The 24001-nt window shown below is 68.8% G+C and carries 22 protein-coding genes; 16 read left to right on the top strand and 6 right to left on the bottom strand.

Going from position 1 to position 24001, the window contains the following annotated elements:
- The first annotated feature begins 192 nt into the window (after positions 1 to 192).
- The 7 genes from JOD63_RS07895 (at position 193) to JOD63_RS07865 (ending at position 9230) form a co-directional block, all read left to right on the top strand.
- Positions 193 to 765: a GNAT family N-acetyltransferase gene (locus JOD63_RS07895; RefSeq protein ID WP_045277042.1), complete on the top strand. Its 573-nt coding sequence runs from the start codon at positions 193 to 195 to the stop codon at positions 763 to 765.
- Positions 766 to 782: 17 nt separating this feature from the next.
- Entirely contained in the window at positions 783 to 1232 is a 450-nt protein-coding gene (locus JOD63_RS07890) for a hypothetical protein (RefSeq protein ID WP_045277041.1), read from the top strand.
- Positions 1233 to 1543: 311 nt separating this feature from the next.
- Entirely contained in the window at positions 1544 to 5014 is a 3471-nt protein-coding gene (gene dnaE / locus JOD63_RS07885; RefSeq protein ID WP_245244376.1) for a DNA polymerase III subunit alpha, read from the top strand.
- Between the two features lie 79 nt (positions 5015 to 5093).
- Positions 5094 to 6269 (top strand): hypothetical protein, encoded by a 1176-nt coding sequence (locus JOD63_RS07880; RefSeq protein ID WP_245618056.1) that lies wholly within the window; start codon positions 5094 to 5096, stop codon positions 6267 to 6269.
- Positions 6270 to 6298: 29 nt separating this feature from the next.
- Positions 6299 to 7618 (top strand): histidinol dehydrogenase, encoded by a 1320-nt coding sequence (gene hisD / locus JOD63_RS07875; protein ID WP_045277039.1) that lies wholly within the window; start codon positions 6299 to 6301, stop codon positions 7616 to 7618.
- Between the two features lie 12 nt (positions 7619 to 7630).
- The gene (gene nrdR, locus JOD63_RS07870) at positions 7631 to 8125 is read left to right on the top strand and encodes a transcriptional regulator NrdR (RefSeq protein WP_045277038.1); all 495 of its coding nucleotides are present in this window, start codon (positions 7631 to 7633) and stop codon (positions 8123 to 8125) included.
- 79 nt (positions 8126 to 8204) lie between these two features.
- The gene (locus JOD63_RS07865; protein ID WP_045277075.1) at positions 8205 to 9230 is read left to right on the top strand and encodes a quinone-dependent dihydroorotate dehydrogenase; all 1026 of its coding nucleotides are present in this window, start codon (positions 8205 to 8207) and stop codon (positions 9228 to 9230) included.
- A 108-nt stretch (positions 9231 to 9338) separates the two neighbouring features.
- On the opposite strand, the gene JOD63_RS07860 is transcribed toward JOD63_RS07865, so the two are convergent.
- Positions 9339 to 9920: a DUF3043 domain-containing protein gene (locus tag JOD63_RS07860; protein WP_045277037.1), complete on the bottom strand. Its 582-nt coding sequence runs from the start codon at positions 9918 to 9920 to the stop codon at positions 9339 to 9341.
- A gap of 47 nt (positions 9921 to 9967) precedes the next feature.
- On the opposite strand from JOD63_RS07860, the gene JOD63_RS07855 reads away from it, so the two are divergent.
- From JOD63_RS07855 to JOD63_RS07830, 6 genes are all read left to right on the top strand, one after another.
- Positions 9968 to 11359: a dipeptidase gene (locus JOD63_RS07855; protein ID WP_045277036.1), complete on the top strand. Its 1392-nt coding sequence runs from the start codon at positions 9968 to 9970 to the stop codon at positions 11357 to 11359.
- A 145-nt stretch (positions 11360 to 11504) separates the two neighbouring features.
- Entirely contained in the window at positions 11505 to 11870 is a 366-nt protein-coding gene (gene erpA, locus JOD63_RS07850) for an iron-sulfur cluster insertion protein ErpA (protein ID WP_045277035.1), read from the top strand.
- Positions 11871 to 12030: 160 nt separating this feature from the next.
- The gene (ctaC, locus tag JOD63_RS07845) at positions 12031 to 12930 is read left to right on the top strand and encodes an aa3-type cytochrome oxidase subunit II (RefSeq protein ID WP_084613737.1); all 900 of its coding nucleotides are present in this window, start codon (positions 12031 to 12033) and stop codon (positions 12928 to 12930) included.
- 2 nt (positions 12931 to 12932) lie between these two features.
- Complete coding sequence (ctaD, locus tag JOD63_RS07840) at positions 12933 to 14687, top strand: aa3-type cytochrome oxidase subunit I (protein ID WP_045277033.1); 1755 nt, start codon at positions 12933 to 12935, stop codon at positions 14685 to 14687.
- Positions 14688 to 15158 carry a cytochrome c oxidase subunit 4 gene (locus JOD63_RS07835; protein WP_045277032.1) on the top strand — a complete coding sequence of 157 codons (471 nt, stop codon included), beginning with the start codon at positions 14688 to 14690 and terminating at the stop codon, positions 15156 to 15158.
- Positions 15159 to 15215: 57 nt separating this feature from the next.
- A complete protein-coding gene (locus JOD63_RS07830) occupies positions 15216 to 15959 on the top strand; it encodes a PP2C family protein-serine/threonine phosphatase (RefSeq protein WP_271180729.1) in 744 nt (247 codons plus the stop codon).
- Here the strand turns inward: JOD63_RS07830 and JOD63_RS07825 are convergent.
- The 5 genes from JOD63_RS07825 to ctaE form a co-directional block, all read right to left on the bottom strand.
- Entirely contained in the window at positions 15934 to 16416 is a 483-nt protein-coding gene (locus tag JOD63_RS07825; protein WP_084613735.1) for a rhodanese-like domain-containing protein, read from the bottom strand. The two genes, JOD63_RS07830 and JOD63_RS07825, sit on opposite strands and share 26 nt — an antisense overlap.
- Before the next feature lie 196 nt (positions 16417 to 16612).
- Positions 16613 to 18448, bottom strand: a complete 1836-nt coding sequence (gene qcrB, locus JOD63_RS07820; protein WP_045277030.1) for a cytochrome bc1 complex cytochrome b subunit — start codon at positions 18446 to 18448, stop codon at positions 16613 to 16615.
- Positions 18445 to 19524, bottom strand: coding sequence for a cytochrome bc1 complex Rieske iron-sulfur subunit (qcrA, locus tag JOD63_RS07815; protein ID WP_045277029.1), 1080 nt, complete (start codon positions 19522 to 19524; stop codon positions 18445 to 18447). Before qcrA ends, qcrB begins: the two co-directional genes overlap by 4 nt.
- 40 nt (positions 19525 to 19564) lie before the next feature.
- Positions 19565 to 20368: a cytochrome bc1 complex diheme cytochrome c subunit gene (gene qcrC / locus JOD63_RS07810; RefSeq protein ID WP_045277028.1), complete on the bottom strand. Its 804-nt coding sequence runs from the start codon at positions 20366 to 20368 to the stop codon at positions 19565 to 19567.
- A gap of 21 nt (positions 20369 to 20389) precedes the next feature.
- On the bottom strand, positions 20390 to 21034 hold the full coding sequence (gene ctaE, locus JOD63_RS07805) for an aa3-type cytochrome oxidase subunit III (RefSeq protein WP_045277027.1): 645 nt from the start codon (positions 21032 to 21034) through the stop codon (positions 20390 to 20392).
- A 176-nt stretch (positions 21035 to 21210) separates the two neighbouring features.
- On the opposite strand from ctaE, the gene trpD reads away from it, so the two are divergent.
- The 3 genes from trpD to JOD63_RS07790 all read left to right on the top strand — a co-directional run bounded on the left by trpD (position 21211) and on the right by JOD63_RS07790 (position 23965).
- A complete protein-coding gene (gene trpD / locus JOD63_RS07800; protein ID WP_045277026.1) occupies positions 21211 to 22272 on the top strand; it encodes an anthranilate phosphoribosyltransferase in 1062 nt (353 codons plus the stop codon).
- A 183-nt stretch (positions 22273 to 22455) separates the two neighbouring features.
- A complete protein-coding gene (locus JOD63_RS07795; protein ID WP_045277025.1) occupies positions 22456 to 22953 on the top strand; it encodes a hypothetical protein in 498 nt (165 codons plus the stop codon).
- 16 nt (positions 22954 to 22969) lie between these two features.
- Positions 22970 to 23965 (top strand): PHP domain-containing protein, encoded by a 996-nt coding sequence (locus tag JOD63_RS07790; protein ID WP_045277024.1) that lies wholly within the window; start codon positions 22970 to 22972, stop codon positions 23963 to 23965.
- The last annotated feature ends 36 nt before the right edge of the window (positions 23966 to 24001 follow it).

The following is a 24001-nucleotide window of genomic DNA, read 5'->3' as shown; positions in this document are numbered from 1 at the left end:
GCGACAGGCGAGCGTGGGGGGGGAGGAAGCGAGGAGAGCGAGGAGAGCGAGGAGAGCGAGGAGAGCGAGGAGAGCGAGGAGAGCGAGGAGGGCGAGGAGAGCGGCGGGAGAGCGAGGAGAGCGGCGGGAGGGCGAGGGATGCTGCGCGAGACGGTGCTGGACGATGTCGGATGCCGGGGGCAGAGTATGGCCATGGCGATCGAGGTGCGACCGGCGACGGTGTTCGCAGACGTGGCGACGCTCGTCGGGCCGAAGAATCCGGCGTCGAACGTGTGCTTCTGCCTGAGCTACCGCATCCCGTCGAAGGAGAATCAGACTCTGCGGGGCGACGAGCGCGCCGAGCGGGTGCGCGCGCTGTGCGCAGAGGATCCACCTCCCGGGGTCATCGCGTACGACGGCGACGAGCCGGTCGGGTGGGCAGCCGTGCATCCGCGCGCAGACACCCACTTCGGCACCTTCCGCAAGATCCCGCACATCGACGACCTCGAGGTGTGGTCGCTGTGGTGCTTCCGGGTGCGGCCGGGGCACCGCAAGAAGGGGGTCATGCACGCCCTCGTCGACGGCGCCGTCGACTTCGCGCGCGAGCGCGGCGCGCCCGCGATCGAGGGCTACCCGGTCGACAACGACGGCGCGAAGGTCGATCTGACGATGGCGTACGTCGGCACCCGCCGGCTGTTCGAGCAGGCCGGCTTCGAGAAGGCGGCCGACACGACCTCGGTGCTCTCCGGCTTCCCGCGCGTGCTGATGCGCCTCGATCTGCGCTGACGCCCTACCGTGGAGGCGTGAACGACCTGCTGCGCCGACGACTCGCCCGCGCCAACGTCCTGTACCTCGACCTCGTCGACGCGCTCACCGCCGAGCAGCTCGGCTCGCATCTGGCGTCAACACCGTCCGACACGCTCGGGCACCAGCTGTGGTGCGTGCTCGGCGCCCGCGAGAGTTACCCGAAGGCCGCGCGTGCGGGGGAGTGGCAGGGCTTCACGAGCCCCGTGACTGCGGCCGAGACGACGGATGCCGCGGCCCTGCGTGCGGCGTTCGAGCAGACGGCATCCGATGTCGACGACTGGGTGGCGGGGCTCGACGCCGGCGACGAGGCATCCTTCTCGTACGTGCTCGCCCTCCTCGAGCACGAGACGCAGCACCACGGCCAGCTGATCCGGTTCCTCTACGGCAACGGCATCGCCCGCCCGCAGTCCTGGCAGCAGCAGTACGCCCTCGACGAGGACTTCTGAGGATTCCGTGAACCGGCCGCGCGGCATCGCGCAGTATCCCGGTGAGCACAGAATCGGATCCGCTGGTGCGGATCCTGCTGTCGACGCGCCGGTGCGGGGCGCCTGAATACGGGGTGTCGCCGTGGATGTCCGCGGGTCGGATCCGAGGGATGCCGCGGATGACTCTGAACCTCAACTCGAAGGTGAGGCGAAGGTCGCACGCGAGGGCGACGACACCCGGCACGCCCCCGCTCCACGTCGGCGGGGGCGGGTAGCCTCGACTGGTGGCATCCGACTCCTTCGTTCACCTGCACGTGCACAGCGAGTACTCGATGCTCGACGGTGCGGCCAAGATCGGCGCGATGACGCAGGCGGCGGCCGAGTACGGGATGCCGGCGATCGCCGTCACCGACCACGGCAACACCTTCGCGGCGTTCGAGTTCTACAACGCCGCCAAGGCCGCCGGTGTGAAGCCGATCATCGGCCTCGAGGCGTACGTCACCCCGGGCACGCACCGCAGCGACAAGTCGCGTGTGCAGTGGGGCAGCCCCGAGCAGAAGAGCGACGACGTGTCGGGCTCGGGTGCGTACACGCACATGACCATGTGGAGCCGCAGCACCGAGGGCATGCACAACCTCTTCCGGCTCAGCTCGCTGTCGAGCATGGAGGGCTACTACTTCAAGCCGCGCATGGACCGCGAGCTGCTGCAGACCTACGGTCAGGGCCTCATCGCCACGACCGGCTGCCCGTCGGGCGAGGTGCAGACGCGCCTGCGGCTCGGCCAGTACGACGCCGCCCGTGCTGCGGCGGCCGAGTTCCAGGACATCTTCGGCAAGGAGAACTACTTCGCCGAGATCATGGATCACGGGCTCTCGATCGAGCGCAGGGTGATGACCGACCTCATCCGCCTGTCGAAAGACCTCTCGATCCCGCTGGTGGCGACGAACGACTCGCACTACACGCACCAGCACGAGGCCGACGCGCACGAGGCCCTCCTCTGCGTGCAGTCGGGCTCGACGCTCGACGACCCGAACCGCTTCAAGTTCGACGGCGACGGCTACTACATCAAGACCGCGCAGGAGATGCGGCAGATCTTCCGCGACCACCCTGAGGCGTGCGACAACACCCTGCTCATCGCCGAGCGCTGCGAGGTCGAGTTCAACACCTCGGCGAACTACATGCCGCGCTTCCCGGTCCCCGCCGGCGAGACCGAAGACAGCTGGCTCATCAAGGAGGTCGAGGCGGGCCTGCATTACCGGTACCCCGGCGGCATCCCCGACAAGGTGCGCAAGCAGGCCGAGTACGAGACCGGGATCATCCTTCAGATGGGGTTCCCGGGCTACTTCCTGGTGGTCGCGGACTTCATCAACTGGGCGAAGGACAACGGCATCCGCGTCGGTCCCGGCCGCGGATCGGGTGCCGGCTCGATGGTCGCGTACGCGATGCGCATCACCGACCTCGATCCGCTCGAGCACGGCCTCATCTTCGAGCGCTTCCTCAACCCCGACCGCGTCTCCATGCCCGACTTCGACGTCGACTTCGACGACCGGCGCCGCGGCGAGGTGATCGACTACGTCACCGAGAAGTACGGCTCGGAGCGCGTGGCCCAGATCGTGACGTACGGCACGATCAAGTCGAAGCAGGCGCTGAAGGATGCCGGGCGCGTGCTCGGCTTCCCCTTCAGCATGGGGGAGAAGCTCACCAAGGCGATGCCGCCCGCGGTGATGGGCAAGGACATGCCCCTCACCGGCATGTTCGACTCGCAGCACCCCCGCTACAAGGAGGCGAGCGAGTTCCGCGCGCTCGTCGACACCGACCCCGACGCGAAGACGGTGTTCGACCGTGCGCTCGGGCTCGAGGGGCTCAAGCGCCAGTGGGGAGTGCACGCGGCCGGCGTGATCATGTCGAGCGAGCCGCTGCTCGACATCATCCCGATCATGCGTCGCGAGCAGGACGGCCAGATCGTCACGCAGTTCGACTACCCGTCGTGCGAGACGCTCGGTCTCATCAAGATGGACTTCCTGGGGCTGCGGAACCTCACGATCATCTCCGACGCGCTCGACAACATCCGCATGAACCGCGACGAGGAGCTCGACCTCGAGCACCTCGAGCTCGATGACCGCGGCGCCTACGACCTGCTCACCCGCGGCGACACCCTCGGCGTGTTCCAGCTCGACGGCGGACCGATGCGCTCGCTCCTGCGCCTCATGAAGCCCGACAACTTCGAAGACGTCTCGGCCGTCATCGCGCTGTACCGTCCGGGCCCGATGGGGGCGAACTCGCACATCAACTACGCGCTGCGCAAGAACGGCCAGCAGGATGTCACCCCCATCCACCCCGAGCTCGCCGAGTCGCTCAAAGACATCCTCGACATCAGCTACGGCCTGATCATCTATCAGGAGCAGGTCATGGCGATCGCGCAGAAGGTGGCGGGCTTCTCGCTCGGCCAAGCAGACATCCTGCGCCGAGCGATGGGCAAGAAGAAGAAGTCCGAGCTCGACAAGCAGTACGAGGGCTTCTCGGGCGGCATGAAGGAGCGCGGCTTCGGCGAAGGCGCGATCAAGGCGCTGTGGGACATCCTGCTCCCGTTCTCGGACTACGCCTTCAACAAGGCGCACTCGGCGGCGTACGGACTGGTCTCGTACTGGACCGCCTACCTCAAGGCGCACTATCCGGCCGAGTACATGGCCGCGCTGCTCACCAGCGTGGGCGACTCCAAAGACAAGATGGCCGTGTACCTCAACGAGTGCCGTCGTATGGGAATCAAGGTTCTTCCGCCCGATGTGGGGGAGTCGAGCCGGTACTTCACCGCCGTCGGCGAGGACATCCGCTTCGGTCTCGGCGCCGTGCGCAACGTCGGCACGAACGTCGTCGACGGAATCGTCGCCGCGCGCAAAGACGAGAGGTTCTCGTCGTTCCACGACTTCCTCGGCAAGGTTCCGATGCACGTCGCGAACAAGCGGACGGTCGAATCGCTCATCAAGGCCGGCGCGTTCGACTCGCTCGGCGACACCCGCCGCGCCCTGCTCGAGGTGCACGAGGATGCGACCGAGGCCGCCGTCGACCGCAAGCGGAACGAGGCGCAGGGGGCGATCGGGTTCGACTTCGACAGCCTGTACGACGCCGTCGAAGAGGTCGCACCGCCCAAGGTGCCGCCGCGGCCCGAGTGGACCAAGAAGGACAAGCTGGCCTTCGAGCGCGAGATGCTCGGCCTCTACGTCTCGGACCACCCGCTGGCCGGGCTCGAGATGCCGCTCGCGAAGCATGCGTCGATCAGCATCCACGACCTGCTCGCGTCTGAGGACCTCGGCGACGGCGATCAGGTCACCGTCGCGGGCCTCGTGACGAGCGTGCAGCACCGGGTGGCCAAACAGAGCGGCAACCCGTACGGCATGATCACCGTCGAGGACTTCAACGGCGAGGTCACCGTGATGTTCATGGGCAAGACCTACACCGAGTTCCAGTCGATGCTGGTGGCCGATTCGATCCTCGTGGTCCGCGGCCGCGTGTCGCGACGCGACGACGGCATGAACCTCCACGCGCAGTCGGCCTTCAGCCCCGATCTCGGATCGACGGATGCGACGGGCCCGCTCGTGCTGCTGATGCCCGAGGCCCGGGCGAACGAGCGCCTCGTCGGCGAGCTCGCCGAGGTGCTCCGTCGCCACCGTGGCGACACCGAGGTCACCCTGCGTCTGTACAAAGGCCAGGTCGCGAAGGTATTCGAAGTGCCGATGCCGGTGCAGATGAGCGCCGATCTGTACGGCGAACTGAAGGGCCTGCTCGGCCCGCAGTGCCTCGGCTGATCTCATCGGCATCTCATCTGCCGTGAGTAGTATTCAGGACCATGCGAGCCGAGATCTGGCCGCAGAAGAAGGGACGATCGTGACCGACCGAAAGCTGGACGACAACCTCGAGACCGCCGTCGGTGCTCCGGGCGAGGATGCCGCGGCGAACGCCGCGCCGGCAGACGCGACATCGGCGCCCATCGACGAGGTGCCCGCCGACGCGACGACGGCGGGCGATCCCGTCTCGGCGGATGCTCCCGCCGAGGCCGCACCGATCGACGAGGTGCCCGCGGCGTTCGCGCCCGAGCCCCCGCGCGCGGAGCCGGCGTCGTCCGCTTCCGCGGAGGACGCGCCGCAGTACGGCGTCGGTCCGTTCTCGCTTCGTGAAGTCGTGCTCGGCGGCCTGTGGCTCGTCGCGTTCGTCGTGTCGTTCTTCCCGGTGGTCGGTCAGATCGGCACGGGTCTCTCGGTCTGGGGCAGCGGCATCGACTGGGTGCTGACCATCGGCGTGCCGACGGTCGCAGTGTTCCTCATCGGTCTGCGTCGTCTCTCGCCGCAGGGCATCCGTCGCGTCGGCTCGCTCGGCATCGACCAGTTCGCCTCGGTCGCGTTCTCGGTCTCGACGCTCGTGTGGCTCGGCATCATCTGGAACTCCTTCATCACGCTGGCCAACCAGCGCTTCTTCGCGGCGACCTGGGTCGTCTGGGTCGAGTTCTTCGTCATGCTCGCGGGCGTGCTGCTCACCGTCTTCGGCGCCTTCATCGCCCCGTTCGACCAGGACTTCCGCGGTCGCGCCGAGGTTCCCGCCCACCGCTACGCGCGCCCCGTCCGCGCCGTGACCGCCCGCCCCGTCGTCGAGCGGGTCGCCCCCGCCGCTGCTGCACCCGCCACGGACGCTGCCCCGGCTGAGACCGCCGCTCCCATCGACGACTCTGTCGCGCCGTCGGAGCCGGACCCCGCCGTGTCGGATGCGACCCAGGCGTACACGATCACCGAGGACGACAGCCTCGAGCCGGCGGCAGCACGCGACACGTTCGAGCCCGTCGAGGCGGCGACGACCGCTGCCGACGCCGGTGCCCCGCGGCACCAGGCCTTCTGGGCGCTCGCGCCCGAGGAGCGCGACGTCGTCGACGAGGTGGGCATCCCGATCTTCCGCGTCGGCCCGACCGCGTGGGCTCTCGTGCTCGAAGATCGCGGCGACAGTTTCGTGGTGCGTCACGAAGACGGCCGCATCGGGTACCTGCACGACGTCTCGGGCGTCACGCGCGGCTGAGTCGGCCGCGGCCGCGCTAGCGTAGACGGATGCTTCGCACCATCGACCTGCGCGGTCGCGCCCTCACCGATCCGGAGCTGCTCGCCGCCGTTCCCCGTGCCCAGGCGGCGCGGGCGGATGCGCTGGCGACGGCATCCCGCATCGTCGCCGACGTCGCGGAGCGCGGCGAGGCCGCGCTGCGCGAGCAATCCGAGCAGTTCGACGGTGTGACGGGGCACGACATCCGCGTCCCGGCGTCCCACTTCGACGAGGCGCTCGCGGCTGTCGACCCCGCTGTCCGCACAGCGCTTGAAGAGGCGATCCGCCGCGTCCGGATCGGGAGCGCCGCGCAGGTGCCCGCGCCGGTCGTCACCGAGATCGGCCCCGGCGCACGAATCGAGCAGCGCTGGCGCCCGGTCGCCCGCGCCGGCGTCTATGTGCCGGGCGGCAAGGCGGTGTACCCGTCGTCCGTCGTGATGAACGTCGTCCCCGCGCAGGTCGCCGGTGTCGCGCAGGTCGCGATCGCCTCGCCTCCGCAGCGCGAGTTCGGCGGCCGCGTGCACCCCGACATCCTCGCCGCCGCGCGCCTCCTCGGTGTCGACGAGGTGTACGCGCTCGGCGGCGCGGGCGCGGTGGCCGCGCTCGCACACGGCGTCGAGTCGATCGGCCTCGCGCCGGTCGACACGGTGACGGGCCCCGGCAACAACTTCGTCGCCGCGGCGAAGCGCGCCGTGGCCGGTCTCGTCGGGGTGGATGCCGAGGCTGGCGCCACCGAGATCCTCGTCGTCGCGGACGACAGGGCCGACCCGGTCCTGGTCGCCGCCGACCTCATCAGTCAGGCCGAGCACGACGAGCAGGCCTCGTCCGTGCTCGTCACGACCTCGTCGTCGGTCGCCGAGCGCGTTCGTGCCGAAGTCGCCGCGCGCGTCGCGACCACCCGCAACAGCGCGCGCGCGATCGCGGCGCTCGAGGGACAGCAGTCCGCGATCGTCCTCGTCGACGACGTCGACACGGCGATCCGCTTCAGCAACGCGTACGCTCCGGAGCACCTCGAGATCATCCTCGCCGCCCCGCGCGTCGACGACTTCACCAACGCCGGTGCGATCTTCGTCGGCCCGTACACGCCGGTGAGCCTCGGCGACTACCTCGCCGGGAGCAACCACGTGCTCCCCACCGGAGGCCAGGCCCGGTACTCGCCGGGACTGTCGGCGGCGACGTTCCTGCGCCCCCAGCAGGTGATCGAGTACGACCGCGCCGCCCTCGCCGTGGTCGCAGACGGCATCGTGGCGCTGGCCGACGCCGAGGCGCTGCCCGCGCACGGAGAAGCGGTCACCGCGCGCTTCGAGGCCGAGGCATCCGCCGAGGCGTAGGCTCGTACCGCCATGCACTGCCCGTTCTGCCGCCATCCCGACTCCCGCGTGATCGACTCGCGCACGAGCGACGACGGTCTCAGCATCCGTCGCCGCCGTCAGTGCCCGCAGTGCAGCGGCAGGTTCACGACCATCGAGACGGCGAGCCTGTCGGTGATCAAGCGATCCGGCGTGATCGAGCCGTTCAGCCGCGAGAAGGTCGCCTCCGGCGTACGCAAGGCGTGCCAGGGGCGTCCGGTGACCGACGCCGACCTCGCCGTCCTCGCGCAGACCGTCGAGGAGTCGGTGCGCCAGACCGGCGCGTCGCAGCTCGACACCAACGAGATCGGGCTCGCGATCCTCGGACCCCTGCGCGAACTCGACGAGGTCGCCTACCTGCGCTTCGCGAGCGTGTACCAGGCGTTCGACTCCCTCGAGGATTTCGAGAGCGCCATCGCCCAGCTGCGTGAAGACCACCCGCGCGATCGGCGCGGCTCCGACGCCGAGGCATCCGTCGACCAGAGCTGAGTCGCCGGGCGCGTTCGCGGCCGGCGTGGAGGCGGTGACCCGTCGGGGCGGCGACCGCCGAGCCGATACCCTGGACGGGATGTATCCCCTCCTCTTCCGCACCGTCCTGTCGCGCATGGACCCCGAGAACGCGCACCACGCTGCGATGGCCGTCATCCGCGTCCTCGGCGTGCGGCCCTTCTCCTGGGTCGCGCGGGCGGTCACACGGCCGGCGCCCCACCTCGCGACCACGGCGCTCGGCCTCACGTTCGAGTCGCCCTTCGGTGTCGCAGCCGGTTTCGACAAAGATGTGAAGGGCGCGGCGGGTCTCCACGCGCTCGGCTTCGGCCACGTCGAGGTCGGAACCCTGACGGCGATCCCGCAGGAGGGAAACCCGCGTCCGCGTCTATTCCGCCTCATCCCCGACCGCGCGGTGGTCAACCGCATGGGGTTCAACAACCACGGCGCCGAGGCAGCCGCGGCGCGACTGACCAAACTGCGCCGCCGCGCGAAGCGCACCGTGCTCGGCGTCAACATCGGCAAGAGCCGCGTCGTCGACGTCGATGCCGCGACTGCCGACTACGTCCGCAGCGCGACGCTCCTCGCCCCGCTCGCCGACTACCTCGTGGTCAATGTGTCGTCACCGAACACGCCGGGACTCCGCGGCCTGCAGGCCGTCGAGACCCTCCGTCCGCTGCTGCAGGCGGTGAAGGATGCCGCGGGCCTCACCCCGCTCCTGGTGAAGATCGCCCCCGACCTCCCCGACGACGAGGTGACCGCGATCGCCGGCCTCGCCGTCGACCTCGGGCTGGCGGGGCTCATCGCGACGAACACGACGATCTCGCGCGAGGGGCTCGTGACGGATCCCACCGTGGTCGAGGCGGCGGGCGCCGGCGGTCTGTCGGGTGCGCCGCTCGCCGAGCGCTCGCTCGCGGTGCTGCGGATCGTGCGCGCCGCCGTTCCTGCCGACTTCTGCGTCATCTCGGTCGGGGGAGTGGAGACGGCAGCCGACGTGCGCGCGCGACTCGACGCCGGGGCCGACCTCGTGCAGGGCTACACCGCGTTCCTCTACCGCGGCCCGCTCTGGGCGCGCCAGATCAACCGCGGACTCGCCGCCGGTCGCTGACCGCGCGGGGACATCGGCGTCTCGCCGCGCTCGCTCGACCACGCGCGCGGAACCACGAAGCCCCCGCGACCGAATCGGTGCGGGGGCCTCGTCGAGAACGACGCCGGATCAGACCGGGCGCTGACCGATCTTGACCTGCGGCTTGGGCAGGCGGAGGAACCGCATCTGCACCGAGCGCATCGACGCGTACCAGCCGAGACCCTTCTCGAGGCGGTCGGCGCCGAACTTCGCGCGCGCGGCGCGCTTCACGCGGATCGATGTGATGACCATGTCGCCGATGACGAAGAGGATGAAGATCCACAGGCCGACGAACGAGAAGTACTGGACCGCGGCGTTCGGCACGAAGGTCATCAGGATGACGACGACCATCGCGGGCATCACGGCCTCGCCGAGGTGCAGTCCCGAATCCACGAAGTCGCGCACGAACTTGCGCTGCGGACCCTGGTCGCGTGCCGGCAGATACTTCTGGTCGCCGTTGGCCATACCCACGCGGGCCTTCTCGCGCTGGGCGGCGAGGTCGGCCTTGGCGCGGGCCTTCGCCTCTTTGGTGTCGGGGACGAGCGGTCGCTTGCGGGCGGCTTCCTGCTCGGAGCGGGAAGGGGTCGGACGCCCCTTGCCGAGGGGGGCGCCGTTGAGAACGGTGCCGTCCGACGGGGCGTCGTTCGACGCGGGGGCGGTGTTGTTGGCCACGGTTGATCCTCGAGAGTGCGAGCAGGGGTGTGCTTAAGATTACCCGCATGACCTCTGAGCTCTCCCGACAGAATGCCGTGCGTGAAGCCGCGGCATCCGGCATCCCCTCCGCTCTCGCCGATCTGGGCGGTCTCGTCCGCATCCCGTCGGTGGCGTTCCCCGGCTTCGACGCGGCGCCAGTGCAGCGCAGCGCCGAGGCCGTGGCCGACCTGGTGCGCGGCCTCGACCTCTTCGAGTCGGTCGAGATCAAGCGCTCCGCGATCCCCGGCACCGACGAGATCGGGCAGCCCGCGGTGCTCGCCACCCGCGCCGCCCGCAACGGCCGCCCGACGATCCTGCTGTACGCGCACCACGACGTGCAGCCCGTGGGCGACGAGTCGCTCTGGGAGTCCGCGCCGTTCGAGCCAACGGTGCGCGGCGGCCGCATGTACGGCCGCGGTGCCGCCGACGACAAGGCAGGCGTCATGGCGCACGTCGCCGCGCTCCGCGCGCTGAAGGAGGCCGTCGGATCCGACTTCGACCTGGGCGTCGTGCTGTTCTTCGAGGGCGAGGAGGAGGCGGGCTCGCGTTCGTTCGCCCAGTTCCTGGCCGACAACGCCGAGGCTCTCCGCGCCGATGTGATCGTGGTCGCCGACTCGGGCAACTGGGACGCGCGCACCCCGGCGCTCACGGTGTCGCTGCGCGGGAACACCCGCTTCACGATGACGGTGCGCACGCTCGACCACGCCTCGCACTCCGGAATGTTCGGGGGAGCGGTGCCCGACGCGATGCTCGCGACGGTGAAGCTGCTGTCGACGCTGTGGGACGAGGACGGCGCGGTCGCCGTCGACGGGCTCCACGAGCGGGATGCCGACACCCCCGAGTACAGCGAGGAGACGCTCCGCGACGAGGCGGGGCTCCCCGCGGGCGTGAGCCCGATCGGGCGCGGGACGATCCTCAGCCGCATCTGGAACAAGCCGTCGATCACCGTCACCGGCATCGACGCGCCGAGCGTGGCGAACGCCTCGAACACGCTGAGCCCCGAGGTCACCGTCGTCATCAGCGCGCGCGTCGCCCCGGGTCAGGAGGCGCGCGACGCCTACGCGGCAGTCGAGGCGCACCTGCGTGCGCACGCTCCGTTCGGTGCCCAGCTGAGCTTCCGCGATCAGGACTACGGCAATCCGTTCCTCGTCGACACGTCGGGGTGGGCGGTCGAGGCCGCGCGCGATGCGCTGCACGAGGGGTACGGCGTCGAGGCCGTCGACATGGGCGTGGGCGGGTCGATTCCGTTCATCGCCGACCTGGTGGAGCAGTTCCCGGCGGCGCAGATCCTCGTCACCGGCGTCGAAGACCCGCACGCCCGCGCGCACAGCCCGAACGAGTCGCTGCACCTCGACACCTTCCGCAACGCCGTGCTGTCGGAGGCGCTGCTGCTGGAGCGCCTCGACGCGCGCGAGTGACCAGGATGCCGCGCCCGGCCGCAATCGCGGGCGTGCGTTGAGCGGCTCGCCCTCGACCGATCCGTCGCGCCCGGAGCCCGCATCCAGGCTCCGGGCGTAGAATCGGCTCATCCCGCCGCGAAAGCGGCCCGTCCGGAGGAGTCCCATGACCGACACCGCACTGACGACCGATCAGGCCGCCCGCGAACACGGCGTCCTGCTCACCGACACCGCCGCGCTCAAGGTGAAGAGCCTTCTCGAGCAGGAGGGCCGTGACGACCTGCGACTGCGCGTCGCCGTCCAGCCGGGCGGATGCAGCGGCCTGATCTACCAGCTGTACTTCGACGAGCGCTATCTCGACGGCGACAAGGCCGTCGAATTCGACGGCGTCGAGGTCATCGTCGACGACATGAGCGTCCCGTACCTCGACGGCGCGACGATCGACTTCAAGGACACGATCTCGGAACAGGGTTTCACGATCGACAACCCCAACGCCGCAGGCAGCTGCGCGTGCGGTGACAGCTTCCACTGACCCACCGATTTCTGCAGGCCCGGGGCACTCTGGAGAGTGCCCCGGGCCTGCGTTTTTCTGCCCGTGACACGGTCGTCAACCTGGATGGATGGCCTGAGAACCCTGAACGCTTGCCCTAGACTGGCGTGAGTACTCCCATGCGATCCGGAAAGGTGCACCCGTGCCCTCGAAACGCCGTCTCCGCTGGGCCGTTCTTCCCCTGGGGATCGCAACGGCAGCTGTTCTTGCCGGTTGCACCCCGACAGAGCTCCACGGTTTTCTGCCTGGCTTCGTCGAAGACGGCACCCCTGCGACAAACCACACCGACATGGTGGCTGGCCTCTGGGTGAACTCCTGGATCGTGCTGCTCGTCGTGGGCGTCATCACCTGGGGTCTGATGGGCTGGGCGGCCATCGCCTACCGTCGCCGCAAGGGACAGGTCGGCCTGCCGGTGCAGCTGCGCTACAACATGCCGATCGAGATCTTCTACACGGTCGTGCCGCTGATCCTCGTGGTCGGATTCTTCGCCTTCACGGCGCGCGACCAGACGATCCTCGAGACGCAGTACGAGGAGCCCGACGTGTCGATCACCGCGATCGGCAAGCAGTGGTCGTGGGACTTCCAGTACGACGGCGAAGAAGAGGACAACTCCGACGCCGTCTGGACGATGGGCGTCCAGGCTCAGACCGACGAGCAGGGCAACGTGATCAGCGAGCTTCCGACGCTCGTGCTGCCGGTCGACAAGACCGTGAAGATCCACCTGCAGTCCCGCGACGTCATCCACTCGTTCTGGATCATCGACTTCCTCTACAAGAAGGACATGGTCCCCGGGCGCGACAACAACTACTGGTCGTTCACCCCGACCCGCGAGGGCACGTACGCCGGCAAGTGCGCCGAGCTGTGCGGCGAGTACCACTCGATGATGCTGTTCAACGTCGAGGTCGTGAGCGACGCGGAGTACCAGGACTATCTGGACGAGCTGCGCGCCGAAGGCCAGACCGGCGACATCGACGACGCATTGGACCGCCAGCAGAACCTGCCCGGAACGGGCGGATCCGCTGAGGAAGAGGGAGATCACTGATCATGGCGACGACGCTTCCGCTCCAGGAGTCGCGACCCACGACGCTGCCTCCCCGCCAGGCCGCACTGCTCAGCGCTTCGCGCGTCGAGCAGAAGGGCAACATCGTCGTGAAGTGGATCACCTCCACCGATCACAAGACGATCGGGTACATGTACCTCATCGCGTCGGTCATCTTCTTCCTCCTCGGTGGAGTGATGGCGCTGATCATCCGTGCTGAGCTCTTCGAGCCCGGGATGCAGATCATCCCGACGAAGGAGCAGTACAACCAGCTCTTCACGATGCACGGCACGATCATGCTGCTGATGTTCGCGACGCCGCTGTTTGCGGGCTTCGCGAACGCGATCCTGCCGCTGCAGATCGGTGCACCCGACGTCGCCTTCCCGCGTCTGAACGCGTTCGCCTTCTGGCTCTTCCTGTTCGGCTCGACCATCGCCGTCTCCGGCTTCCTCACCCCGCAGGGCGCAGCGGCCTTCGGCTGGTTCGCGTATCAGCCGCTCGCCAACGCGAGCTTCTCGCCCGGTGTCGGCGGGAACCTGTGGATGCTCGGCCTCGGCATGAGCGGTTTCGGCACGATCCTCGGCGCCGTCAACTTCATCACCACGATCATCACGATGCGCGCCCCCGGCATGACCATGTGGCGGATGCCGATCTTCTCGTGGAACACGCTGATCACGAGCATCCTGATCCTGATGGCCTTCCCGGTGCTGGCCGCGGCGATCCTCGCGGCCGCCGCCGACCGCGTGCTCGGTGCGCACATCTACGATGCGGCCAACGGCGGAGCGCTGCTCTGGCAGCACCTGTTCTGGTTCTTCGGGCACCCTGAGGTGTACATCATCGCGCTGCCGTTCTTCGGCATCGTGTCGGAGATCTTCCCGGTGTTCAGCCGCAAGCCGATCTTCGGCTACAAGACCCTCGTTTACGCGACGATCGCCATCGCGGCGCTCTCCGTCGCGGTGTGGGCCCACCACATGTACGTGACCGGCGCGGTGCTTCTGCCGTTCTTCGCGATCATGACCATGCTCATCGCCGTTCCGACGGGTGTGAAGATCTTCAACTGGATCGGCACGCTCTGGCGAGGCTCGGTCACGTTCGAGACCCCGATGGTGTTCGCGCTCGGCTTCCTCGTGTCGTTCGTCTTCGGTGGTCTCACCGGCGTGATCCTCGCGTCGCCGCCGCTCGACTTCGCGCTCAGCGACTCGTACTTCGTCGTCGCCCACTTCCACTACGTCGTCTTCGGCACCGTCGTGTTCGCGATGTTCGCCGGGTTCTACTTCTGGTGGCCCAAGTGGACCGGGAAGATGCTCAACGAGCGTCTCGGGTACGTGCACTTCTGGATGCTGTTCATCGGCTTCCACATGACGTTCCTCATCCAGCACTGGCTCGGTGTCGACGGCATGGTCCGCCGCTACGCGGACTATTCCGCGGCCGACGGCTGGACGTGGCAGAATCAGGTCTCCACGATCGGCGCGGTGCTCCTGGGCGCCTCGATGATCCCCTTCCTGTTCAACGTGTGGATCACCGCACGCAAGGCGCCGACGGTGACCGTGAACGACCCGTGGGGCTACGGCGCATCGCTCGAGTGGGCGACCAGCTGCCCGCCCCCGCGTCACAACTTCACGTCGATCCCGCGCATCCGCAGCGAGCGGCCCGCGTTCGACCTGAACCACCCCGAGGCGAGCCTGCCGGTCGGTGTCGGACCTGCGAAGGATGCACCCGAAGCCCCGGTTGTCGACCTTGCCGATGGAGAGGTGAAGTAAGTGCGCACCAACACCGGACTCTGGTGGCTGCTGACCGTCTTCTTCCTGATCATGGCGGTGGTCTACACCGGCTGGAACCTTCTCGAGCACTGGCCCCGTGTCGCCGAGGCGAACCCCGATGCGAGCGCGTGGTTCCTGTTCACCGGCTCGGTCGAGTGGGTCGGCAGCATCGCGCTGCTGTTCACCGCCCTCATGGGCGCTCTGATCGCGTTCTACGTCGGCAAGGTGCACCAGGCCCAGGGCGGCGAGCTGCCCGAGGACCTGCTCACGAGTGACATCGATGACGGTGACCCGGAGCTCGGCGAGTTCAGCCCGTGGTCGTGGTGGCCCATCGTGCTCGCGTTCTCAGCCTCGATCGCGATGATCGGGCTCGCGGTCGGCGCCTGGCTCATGCCGATCGGCATCGCGATCTTCGTCGTGGCGATCGTCGGCTGGGTGTACGAGTACTACCGCGGATACTTCGCGCGCTGATCCGTGCCGTTCCGGTTGTGGGCCGGTGCCGCCTCTGAGACGGGCGAGCACCGTGCGGTGAACCAGGATGCCGCCTTCACGGCGTCCTGGGGCACCGCCGTGGCCGACGGCGTCGGCGGTGGGCCGGCGGGCGACCTGGCTTCAGCGACGTTCATCCACCGGTTCGCGGCGGGGCGGCTGAGTCCGCTCGACGCCGAGGCGCTGGCCGTGAGCGTACGCGCGGCGAACTGGGACCTGCGAGCCCACGTCGAACGCGACCCCGCGCTCCACGGCATGGCGACGACCTTCACGGGTCTGTTCCTCTCCGATCGCGCCAGCCTGCTCCTCGCCCACACCGGCGACTCGCGGGCCTACCTGCTGCGCGGCGGCGTGTACGCACAGCAGTCGCGCGACGACTCGTACGTGCAGGCGCTCGTCGACCGCGGTCTCGTGGCGCCTGAGGATGCCGCCACCCATCCGCGGCGCAACATCATCACCGCCTCGCTGAGCGGTGCGGAGCGCGACGCCGCGACCGTCGCCGAGTACGACCTGTTCGACGGCGACCGGTGGCTGCTCTGCAGCGACGGGCTCTCGGACTACGTGCCGGCGGACGACATCGAGGAACTGCTGCGCATCCCTCGATCGCCATCCGCAGCCGCCGCGGACCTGGTCGCCCTCGCCCTCGAGGCGGGGACGCGCGACAACGTCACCGTCGTGGTGTGCGACGTGGTGCCCTCCGACGAGGTCGCCGACGATCGCGAACGCGCGTCGTTCTACGGCGCCGCGGCCACCCGATTCAACGAAGAGCTGGAATCGGCCTGAGCGTGATCGGCCGCGGGCGTCGTCGCTCGGCAGACGCGGAGACGATCGCCGGCGCGTGCACCACCATGACCTGAGGGTCGAAGACGCGGGGGAGCGGTCCTTCGTCGTTCTCGACCGGCTGCCCCTCGCGCACCCAGTACTCGTACCCGCCGATCATCTCGCGGACGCGATAGCCGAGCTTGGCGAACTCGAGCCCGCCCTTCGCGCCGGCGTTGCAGCCGGGGCTCCAGCAGTACACGACGACATCGGCATCGAGCGGGATCTCACGCGGTGCGCGCTCCGCGATCTCGCGGTAGGGCATGTGGAGGGCGCCACGGATGCGCCCCTGAGCCCACGCTTCGTCACCGCGCACATCGACGAGCACCGGGCCGTCGCCGGCCTGCTGAGCGGCGTACACGTCGGAGGCGTCGGTCTCGTGGGTGAGCTTGGTGGCGAAGTGCGTGAGCGCGTCGGTCATGGTGCAACGCTATCGGCGTCAGGGGCCGGGGGACGCCGGCACGGGCGTCACAGACCGTCGGAATCCTGCCGAAGCGTGTGGCGCGACGCTCGAGGTCCGTTGTGGCTTCCACTGCGCCCGTCGCATCATGCCGTGAAACGACGGATGCCCCGGCGCACAGCTCGAGGAGCTGCGGGCCGGGGCATCCGATCGCGACTTACTGGCTGCCGTCCTTCTCGCGGTTGCGGGGCTTCTTCTGCCCGTCCTCCGGGATGATGACGTTCGACGGGCGAACCGCGGTCTCGGAGTTCTTGCCGTCGTCGATGGGCGTGTGCGGCGCGTCGGGGACACCCGCGCGCTCGTGCGCGCCCTGCAGTTCGGCGTCCTCCTCGGCGGCGATGTGCTCCAGCTCGTGGTGCTGGTGGTGCGCCGCCGCGTCGAGCTCGGTCTGCGTGACGGGGGAGAGACGATCCTCGAAGAACCAGCGCGAGATCGACGCACGCACGTTCTCGTGCCACGGGATGCGACCCTGTGCGTTGGGCCGAACCACGAGCGGCTCGTACGTCTCGAAGCCGACCAGCTTCCAGCGCTCGTACTCGTCGACGGGCTGGTGCACCTCGATGTACTCGCCGCCGGGGAGGCGAACGATGCGACCCGACTCGTAGCCGTGGAGAGCGATCTCGCGGTCCTTCTTCTGGAGCGCGATGCAGATGCGCTTCGTGACGAAGTAGGCGATGACCGGACCCAGGATGAGCAGCGCCTGCAGGGCGTGGATGACGCCCTCCATCGTGAGCCAGAAGTGCGTCGCGATGATGTCGGACGATGCGGCGGCCCACAGCACGGCGTAGAACGTGACGCCGGCGGCACCGATGGCGGTGCGCGTCGCGGCGTTGCGCGGACGCTGTGCGATGTGGTGCTCACGCTTGTCGCCGGTGACCCACGCCTCGATGAAGGGGTAGATCGCGACGAGCACGATGAACAGGCCGAGCACGACCAGCGGGATGATGATGTTGAACGACCAGGTGCGGTCGAGGAACACGAACTCGAGCCCCGGCGGCACGAGGCGCAGCGCGCCGTCGGCGAAGCCGATGTACCAGTCGGGCTGGGTTCCGGCGGAGACGGGCGACGGGTCGTACGGGCCGTAGTTCCAGATCGGGTTGATCGTGAACAGCGAGGCGATCAGCACGATCACGCCGAACGTGATGAACAGGAAGCCGCCCATCTTCGACATGTACACCGGCATCATCGGGTAGCCGACGACGTTGCTGTTCGTGCGGCCGGGGCCGGCGAACTGGGTGTGCTTGTTGATGATCATGAGCATCAGGTGCACGACGAGCAGACCCACGAGGATCGCCGGGAGCAGCAGGATGTGCAGCGCGTACAGGCGGCCCACGATGTCGGTGCCCGGGAACTCGCCGCCGAAGAGGAGGAACGAGGTCCAGGTGCCGATGAGCGGGATGCCCTTGACCATGCCGTCGATGATGCGGAGGCCGTTGCCCGAGAGCACGTCGTCGGGGAGCGAGTAGCCGGTGAAGCCCTCACCCATCGCGAGGACGAACAGCACGAAGCCGATCACCCAGTTGAGCTCGCGCGGCTTGCGGAACGCGCCGGTGAAGAAGACGCGCAGCATGTGCACGCCGATGCCGGCGACGAAGACGAGAGCGGCCCAGTGGTGGATCTGACGGACCAGGAGACCACCGCGGATGTCGAACGAGATCTCGAGGGTCGAGGCCATGGCCGCCGACATCTCGATGCCGCGCATCGGGATGTAGGCGCCGGTGTAGTGGGTCTCGACCATGGAGGCCTGGAAGAAGAACGTCAGGAACGTGCCGGACAGCAGCACGACGACGAAGCTCCACAGGGCGATCTCGCCGAGCATGAACGACCAGTGGTCGGGGAAGATCTTGCGGCCGAGCTCCTTGACGAACCCGGAGAGGCTGGTGCGCTCATCGATGTAGTTCGACGCCCAGCCGACGAAGCGGCCGCCGAGAGGCTTGTCGCGGTCGCCCGACGACGGAGCCTCAGGCTGCTCGGTGACGGTTGCGGTGCTCAATGACGCTCCCAGAAGCTCGGGCCGACGGGTTCGGTGAAGTCGCTGCGTGCGATGAGGTAGCCCTCGTCGTCGACGGTGATCGGCAGCTGCGGCAGGGGACGGGCGGCCGGGCCGAAGATGACCTTCGCCTGGTCTGTGACGTCGAACTGCGACTGGTGGCAGGGGCACAGCAGGTGGTGGGTCTGCTGCTCGTACAGAGCGACGGGGCAGCCGACGTGCGTGCACACCTTCGAGTAGGCGACGATGCCGTTGTACGACCAGTCCTTGCGGTCCTCGGGCTCGGTGATCTGCTCGGGGAGCAGACGCACCAGGAGGACGAGCGCCTTGGCCTTCTCTTCGAGGTACCCGTCGTGGTGCGACATCTCGGAGAGCGGCTGCGGGATGACGTGCACCGCCGAGCCGAGGGTGAGGTCCGCGGCGCGGATCGGCTCGCCCGAGGGGTCGTGGGCGAGCTTCATGCCCTCTTCCCACATGGTGTGGCTGAGGAGAGCCACCGGGTCGCCGGCGATCGGGTTCGTGGGGCTGTTGTGCGGCGCGAGACCGCGGAACAGCACGATGCCGGGGGCGACCGACGCCACGACGGCGGCGATCAGCGAGTTGCGGATCATCGTGCGGCGACCGAAGCCGGACTCCTCGTTCGCGTCGGCGAACGCCTGGATCGCGGCCTCACGGGTCGTGTCGCGACCGCGCGTGGCGTGGCGGGGCTCGACGAACTCCTTGTCGGACATGATCGCCTTCGACCAGTGGATCGCGCCGATGCCGATCGCGAGCAGGGCGAGAGCGATGCCGAGGCCGATGAAGAGGTTGTTGTGGCGGATGTCGATGATCCGGCCGCTCTCGATCGGGAAGAGCATGTAGGCCGCGATGGCCCAGATGCTCGCGGCGACCGAGATGTAGAAGAGCGTGTAGACCGTGCGGACGGCCGCCTTCATGGCGGCCGGGTCCTTGTCGGTCATCCGTGCGCGGTGCGGAGGGAGCTCCGGGGTGTGCACCGGGTCGGTGACCGCGACGGCGAGCCCGGGGGAGGGCTTCCAGGAAGCCCTCTCGTGCTCGAGCGGGTCGTCCTCGTGTGCCATGCTGCTCCTCGTCAGTGTTGCGTGTCGTGAAAGTCGGGTGTCAGTTGGACTTCGCCGTGATCCACACGGTGATGGCGATCAGCGAACCGATCCCGAAGATCCAGATGAAGAGGCCCTCGGAGACGGGGCCCAGCGAGCCGAGCGAGAAGCCACCGGCCGATTCGTTCTCCTGCAGGAACAGCAGGTATGAGATGACGTCGCGCTTCTCTTCGGTCGTCAGCGTCATGTCGTTGAAGACCGGCATGTTCTGCGGGCCCGTGACCATGGCCGCGTACATGTTCAGCGAGGTGGTGTGCGTCAGCGCGGGAGCGTACTTGCCCTCGGTGAGCGCGCCGCCGGCGCCGGCGACGTTGTGGCACATGGCGCAGTTGATGCGGAACAGCTCGCCGCCCTCGGCAGCGTCTCCCTCGCCGTCGAGCACCTCTTCGTCTGGGAAGGTCGGCCCCGGGGCGATCGACTGGATGTAGGCGCCGATCGCGGCGATCTGCTCGTCGGTGAACTGCACCGGCTTCTGCGGAGCCTGCGGGCCCTGCATCTGGAGCGGCATGCGACCGGTGCTCATCTGGAAGTGCACCGCGAGCTCGCCGACGCCGTACAGCGACGGGCCGTCTTCGGTGCCCTGCACGTCGAGACCGTGGCAGGTGGCGCAGTTGGCCTGGAACAGCTTCTCGCCGTCTTCCACCGTGAGAGCGGTGTTGACGGTGGTGGTCTCGGTGGTCGCGGCCATCGCGGCGGAAGCGCCCGCGTAGGCGCCTCCGGTGATGAGCAGGCCGACGCCGATGAGCGCCGCGGCAGCCCAGGGGCTGCGGCGGCCGGACGAGCGGCGCGGGTTCTGGCGTGCCATGTCTGGAATCAGCTCCGCTTCTTACTTGAGGAAGTAGATGACGAGGAACAGGGCGATCCAGACCACGTCGACGAAGTGCCAGTAGTAAGACACGACGATCGAGGTGGTGACCTCCTTGCGCCCGAAGTTCTTGACGGCGTACGCGCGGCCGATGACCAGGAGGAAGGCGATGAGGCCGCCGGTCACGTGCAGGGCGTGGAAGCCGGTGGTCAGGTAGAAGGCCGACGCGTAGGCATCCGCGTAGATCGGCATGCCCTCTGCGACGAGCTGCGCGTACTCCCACACCTGACCCGAGACGAAGATCGCGCCGAGGGCGAACGTCAGCCAGAACCAGGGCACCATGCCCCAGCGGTCCTTGAGCTTGCGCGACTTCTCGGTGTAGGGCTGGAAGCGCTCGGCCGCGAAGACACCCATCTGGCACGTGACGGAGGACAGCACGAGGATGATCGTGTTGACGGTCGCGTAGGGGATGTTCAGCAGGTCGGTGCGCTCCGCCCACAGTTCGGGGGAAGTGCTTCGGAGCGTGAAGTAGATCGCGAAGAGACCCGCGAAGAACATCACCTCGCTGCCGAGCCACACGATGGTTCCGACGGCGACCGGATCCGGCCGCTTGACGGACCGCATGGCCTGGGAGTAGGTCGCAGTGGAGGTCGTCACGCTCCCCATTATGGCCGAATTCCGGTCGCGATTTTCGCATCGGAGGGCGGTGATTCACCTTGCTCCGACTTAGGGCAACCTAAGAGAACCCCGGGAAAATGCCGAGTGAACCGGGATTCGTCGTCCCGATCCGGCCGTGTCACAGATCGATTGCGATCGCTGCGGCGACGATAGGCTTTTGATCCATGGCGGAGCTCTACACCTGGCCGGACGTCCTCACCACGCTTCTCCGAGGCGACGACCTCAGTGTCTCGGAGTCGACCTGGGCGATGCGCAAGGTCATGAACGGCGAGGCCACGCCGTCGCAGCTGGCCGGATTCCTCGTGGCGCTGCGCGCCAAGGGGGAGACCGTGGACGAGATCGTCGGCTTCCGCGATGCGATCCTCGAGGCCGCCGTGCCCCTTCCCGTCGACGCGGCCGTGCTCGACATCGTCGGCACGGGCGGCGACCGCTTCGGCACCGTCAACGTCTCGACGATGTCGGCGATCGTGGCCGCCGCCTCGGGCGTTCCCGTCGTCAAGCACGGCAACCGCGCGGCGACCTCGTCGTCGGGGTCGTCCGACGTGCTGAAGGCGCTCGGAGTCGACCTCACGCTTTCGCCCGAGGCGGTCGCCGAGACCCTGCAGCGGGCGGGCATCACGTTCGCGTTCGCCGCGGCCTTCCACCCCGGGTTCCGCCATGCCGGCCCCACCCGCTCCGAGCTCGGTGTGCCCACGGTGTTCAACTTCCTGGGCCCGCTGTGCAACCCCGCCCGCGCCGAGGCGAACGCGGTGGGTGTCGCCCAGCTCGACCGCGTGCCCCTCATCACGGGCGTGTTCCGCACACGTGGCGCGACAGCACTCGTGTTCCGCGGTGACGACGGGCTCGACGAGCTGACCACGACCGGTCACAGTCGGCTGTGGGAGGTCAGCCGCGGCGACATCCACGAGCACGACCTCGACCCGCGTGATCTGGGCATCCCGCTCGCCGACATCGGCGATCTCCTGGGTGGCGATCCCGAGCACAATGCGGCGATCGTGCGGCGGGTGCTCGCGGGCGAGCAGGGTCCGGTGCGCGACATCGTGCTGCTGAACGCTGCCGCGGGCATCGTCTCGTACCGGCTGTTCCAGGATGCCGCGCAGGTGCAGCGGCCGATCCTCGAGCGCCTCGCCGAAGCCCGCGACGCCGCCGCGCTCGCGATCGACGACGGGGCAGCTGAAGCGACTCTCGGCCGTTGGGTCGACGCGACCGGCTCGCTCGCGGTCTGATCGCCGTCGCCGCAGACCGGCGGCGCGATCCGGGTCGGACCGCCTCGTTCGACTCTCGCGCATCCTGTCGCATATTCCCGGCCCGGGGCCTTCCCCCGCACGCGGAGGCGGCGCTAGCGTGACTCACGAGCGCCCCGGACGGTGCGCGACGCGTGTCACCCGCCACCTCTGGAGGAACGAGCAATGAGCGAAGAGTCGAACGCCGGAACCGTCGACGCGGTCGCGCCGCCGGTCAAGAAGGTCGGTCTGGTCAAAGCCGTGGGCGTGCTCGGCATCATCGGCGGCATCCTGCTCATCGTCGTGGGCGTCATCGCGTGGATCGCCGTCACCGGCCAGCTCAAGGCCGAGAACATCACCATCCCCGACGACGCCGTCGCGATGCAGGGCCAGCAGGTCGCCGGCCCCATCAGCGCGTACATCCAGGCCGACATCATCAACCACCACGCGCTCGAGGCGTCGGGCGGCAAGACCTACGCCGAACTCGACCAGGACGACCCGGTGCGCGCGACGGTGATGGACGCGTCGTTCCTGCGGGCGTCGCTGTTCACCTCGGTGGTGGCCTACGGCGTCGCGCTGTTCGCGGCGGCGATGGGCGTGCTCGCCATCCTCTTCGGCTGGGCGCTTCATCGCCTGGCGAGCGTGCCCGTGGTCGTGAAGCGGTCGTCGCTCACAGAGGGATGACCGGGATGCCGCGCCGGTGACCCCGCACGAGGCCCTCGCCGAGATCGCGACGCTGCTCGAGCGGGAGCGGTCGTCGCGGTACAAGTCGAAGGCGTTCCGCGCGGCCGCCGACGCGATCGCACAGCTCACGGACGAGCAGCTGCGCGACACGGCGTCGCTTCGGCGCCGCAAGGGCATCGGCGACTCGTCGTTCGCGGTGATCCAGCAGGCGCTCGCGGGCGAGGTGCCGACGTATCTCGCCGAGCTGCGGACGCGGGCGGGAGTGGAGCAGGAGTCTTCGCTCCGTCCGCTGCTGCGCGGAGACCTGCACTCGCACAGCGACTGGTCCGACGGTCTCACCTCCATCGACCTCATGGTCGATGCGGCGCGCGCGCTCGGCCACGAGTACCTCGCGCTGACCGATCACTCGCCGCGTCTGCGCGTGGCAAACGGACTCTCGGCCGAGCGGCTCCGGGAGCAGCTGGCCGTCGTCGCCGGCATGAGCGGAGGCGGGTTCACCCTGCTGAGCGGGATCGAGGTCGACATCCTCGACGCGGGAGCACTCGATCAGGAGGCCGATCTGCTCGACGAGCTCGACGTCGTCGTCGCGTCGGCTCACTCGAAGCTGCGGATGGAGCGGGCCCCCATGACGCGGCGGCTCGTGACCGCGGCATCCGGACCGCACGTCGACGTGCTCGGCCACGTCACCGGCCGGCTCGTCGAGGGGGCGCGCGGAACGCGGCCGCCCTCGGAGTTCGAGCCGCGGCCGGTGTTCGAGGCCTGTGCGGCGAACGGCGTCGCCGTCGAGATCAACTCACGACCCGAGCGCCAGGATCCGCCCGACGAGCTCATCGAGCTGGCACTCGAGATCGGATGCCTGTTCTCGATCGACTCCGACGCGCACGCCCCCGGGCAGCTCTCGCTCCTCGACTACGGCGCGGTGCGGGCGGAGAGACTCGGGGTTCCTGCCGACCGGATCGTGACGACGTGGCCGCTGGAGCGGCTGCAGGACTGGACCGGGCGGGCGCGCTGACCGCTCGGTCCCGCCCTTTCGTCACGAGGAAGCGTC

This window comes from Microbacterium terrae (assembly GCF_017831975.1).
Taxonomy (GTDB): domain Bacteria; phylum Actinomycetota; class Actinomycetes; order Actinomycetales; family Microbacteriaceae; genus Microbacterium; species Microbacterium terrae.
The sequence above is the reverse complement of the archived record's forward strand: the minus strand, read 5'-3'. Positions and strand labels throughout refer to the sequence as shown.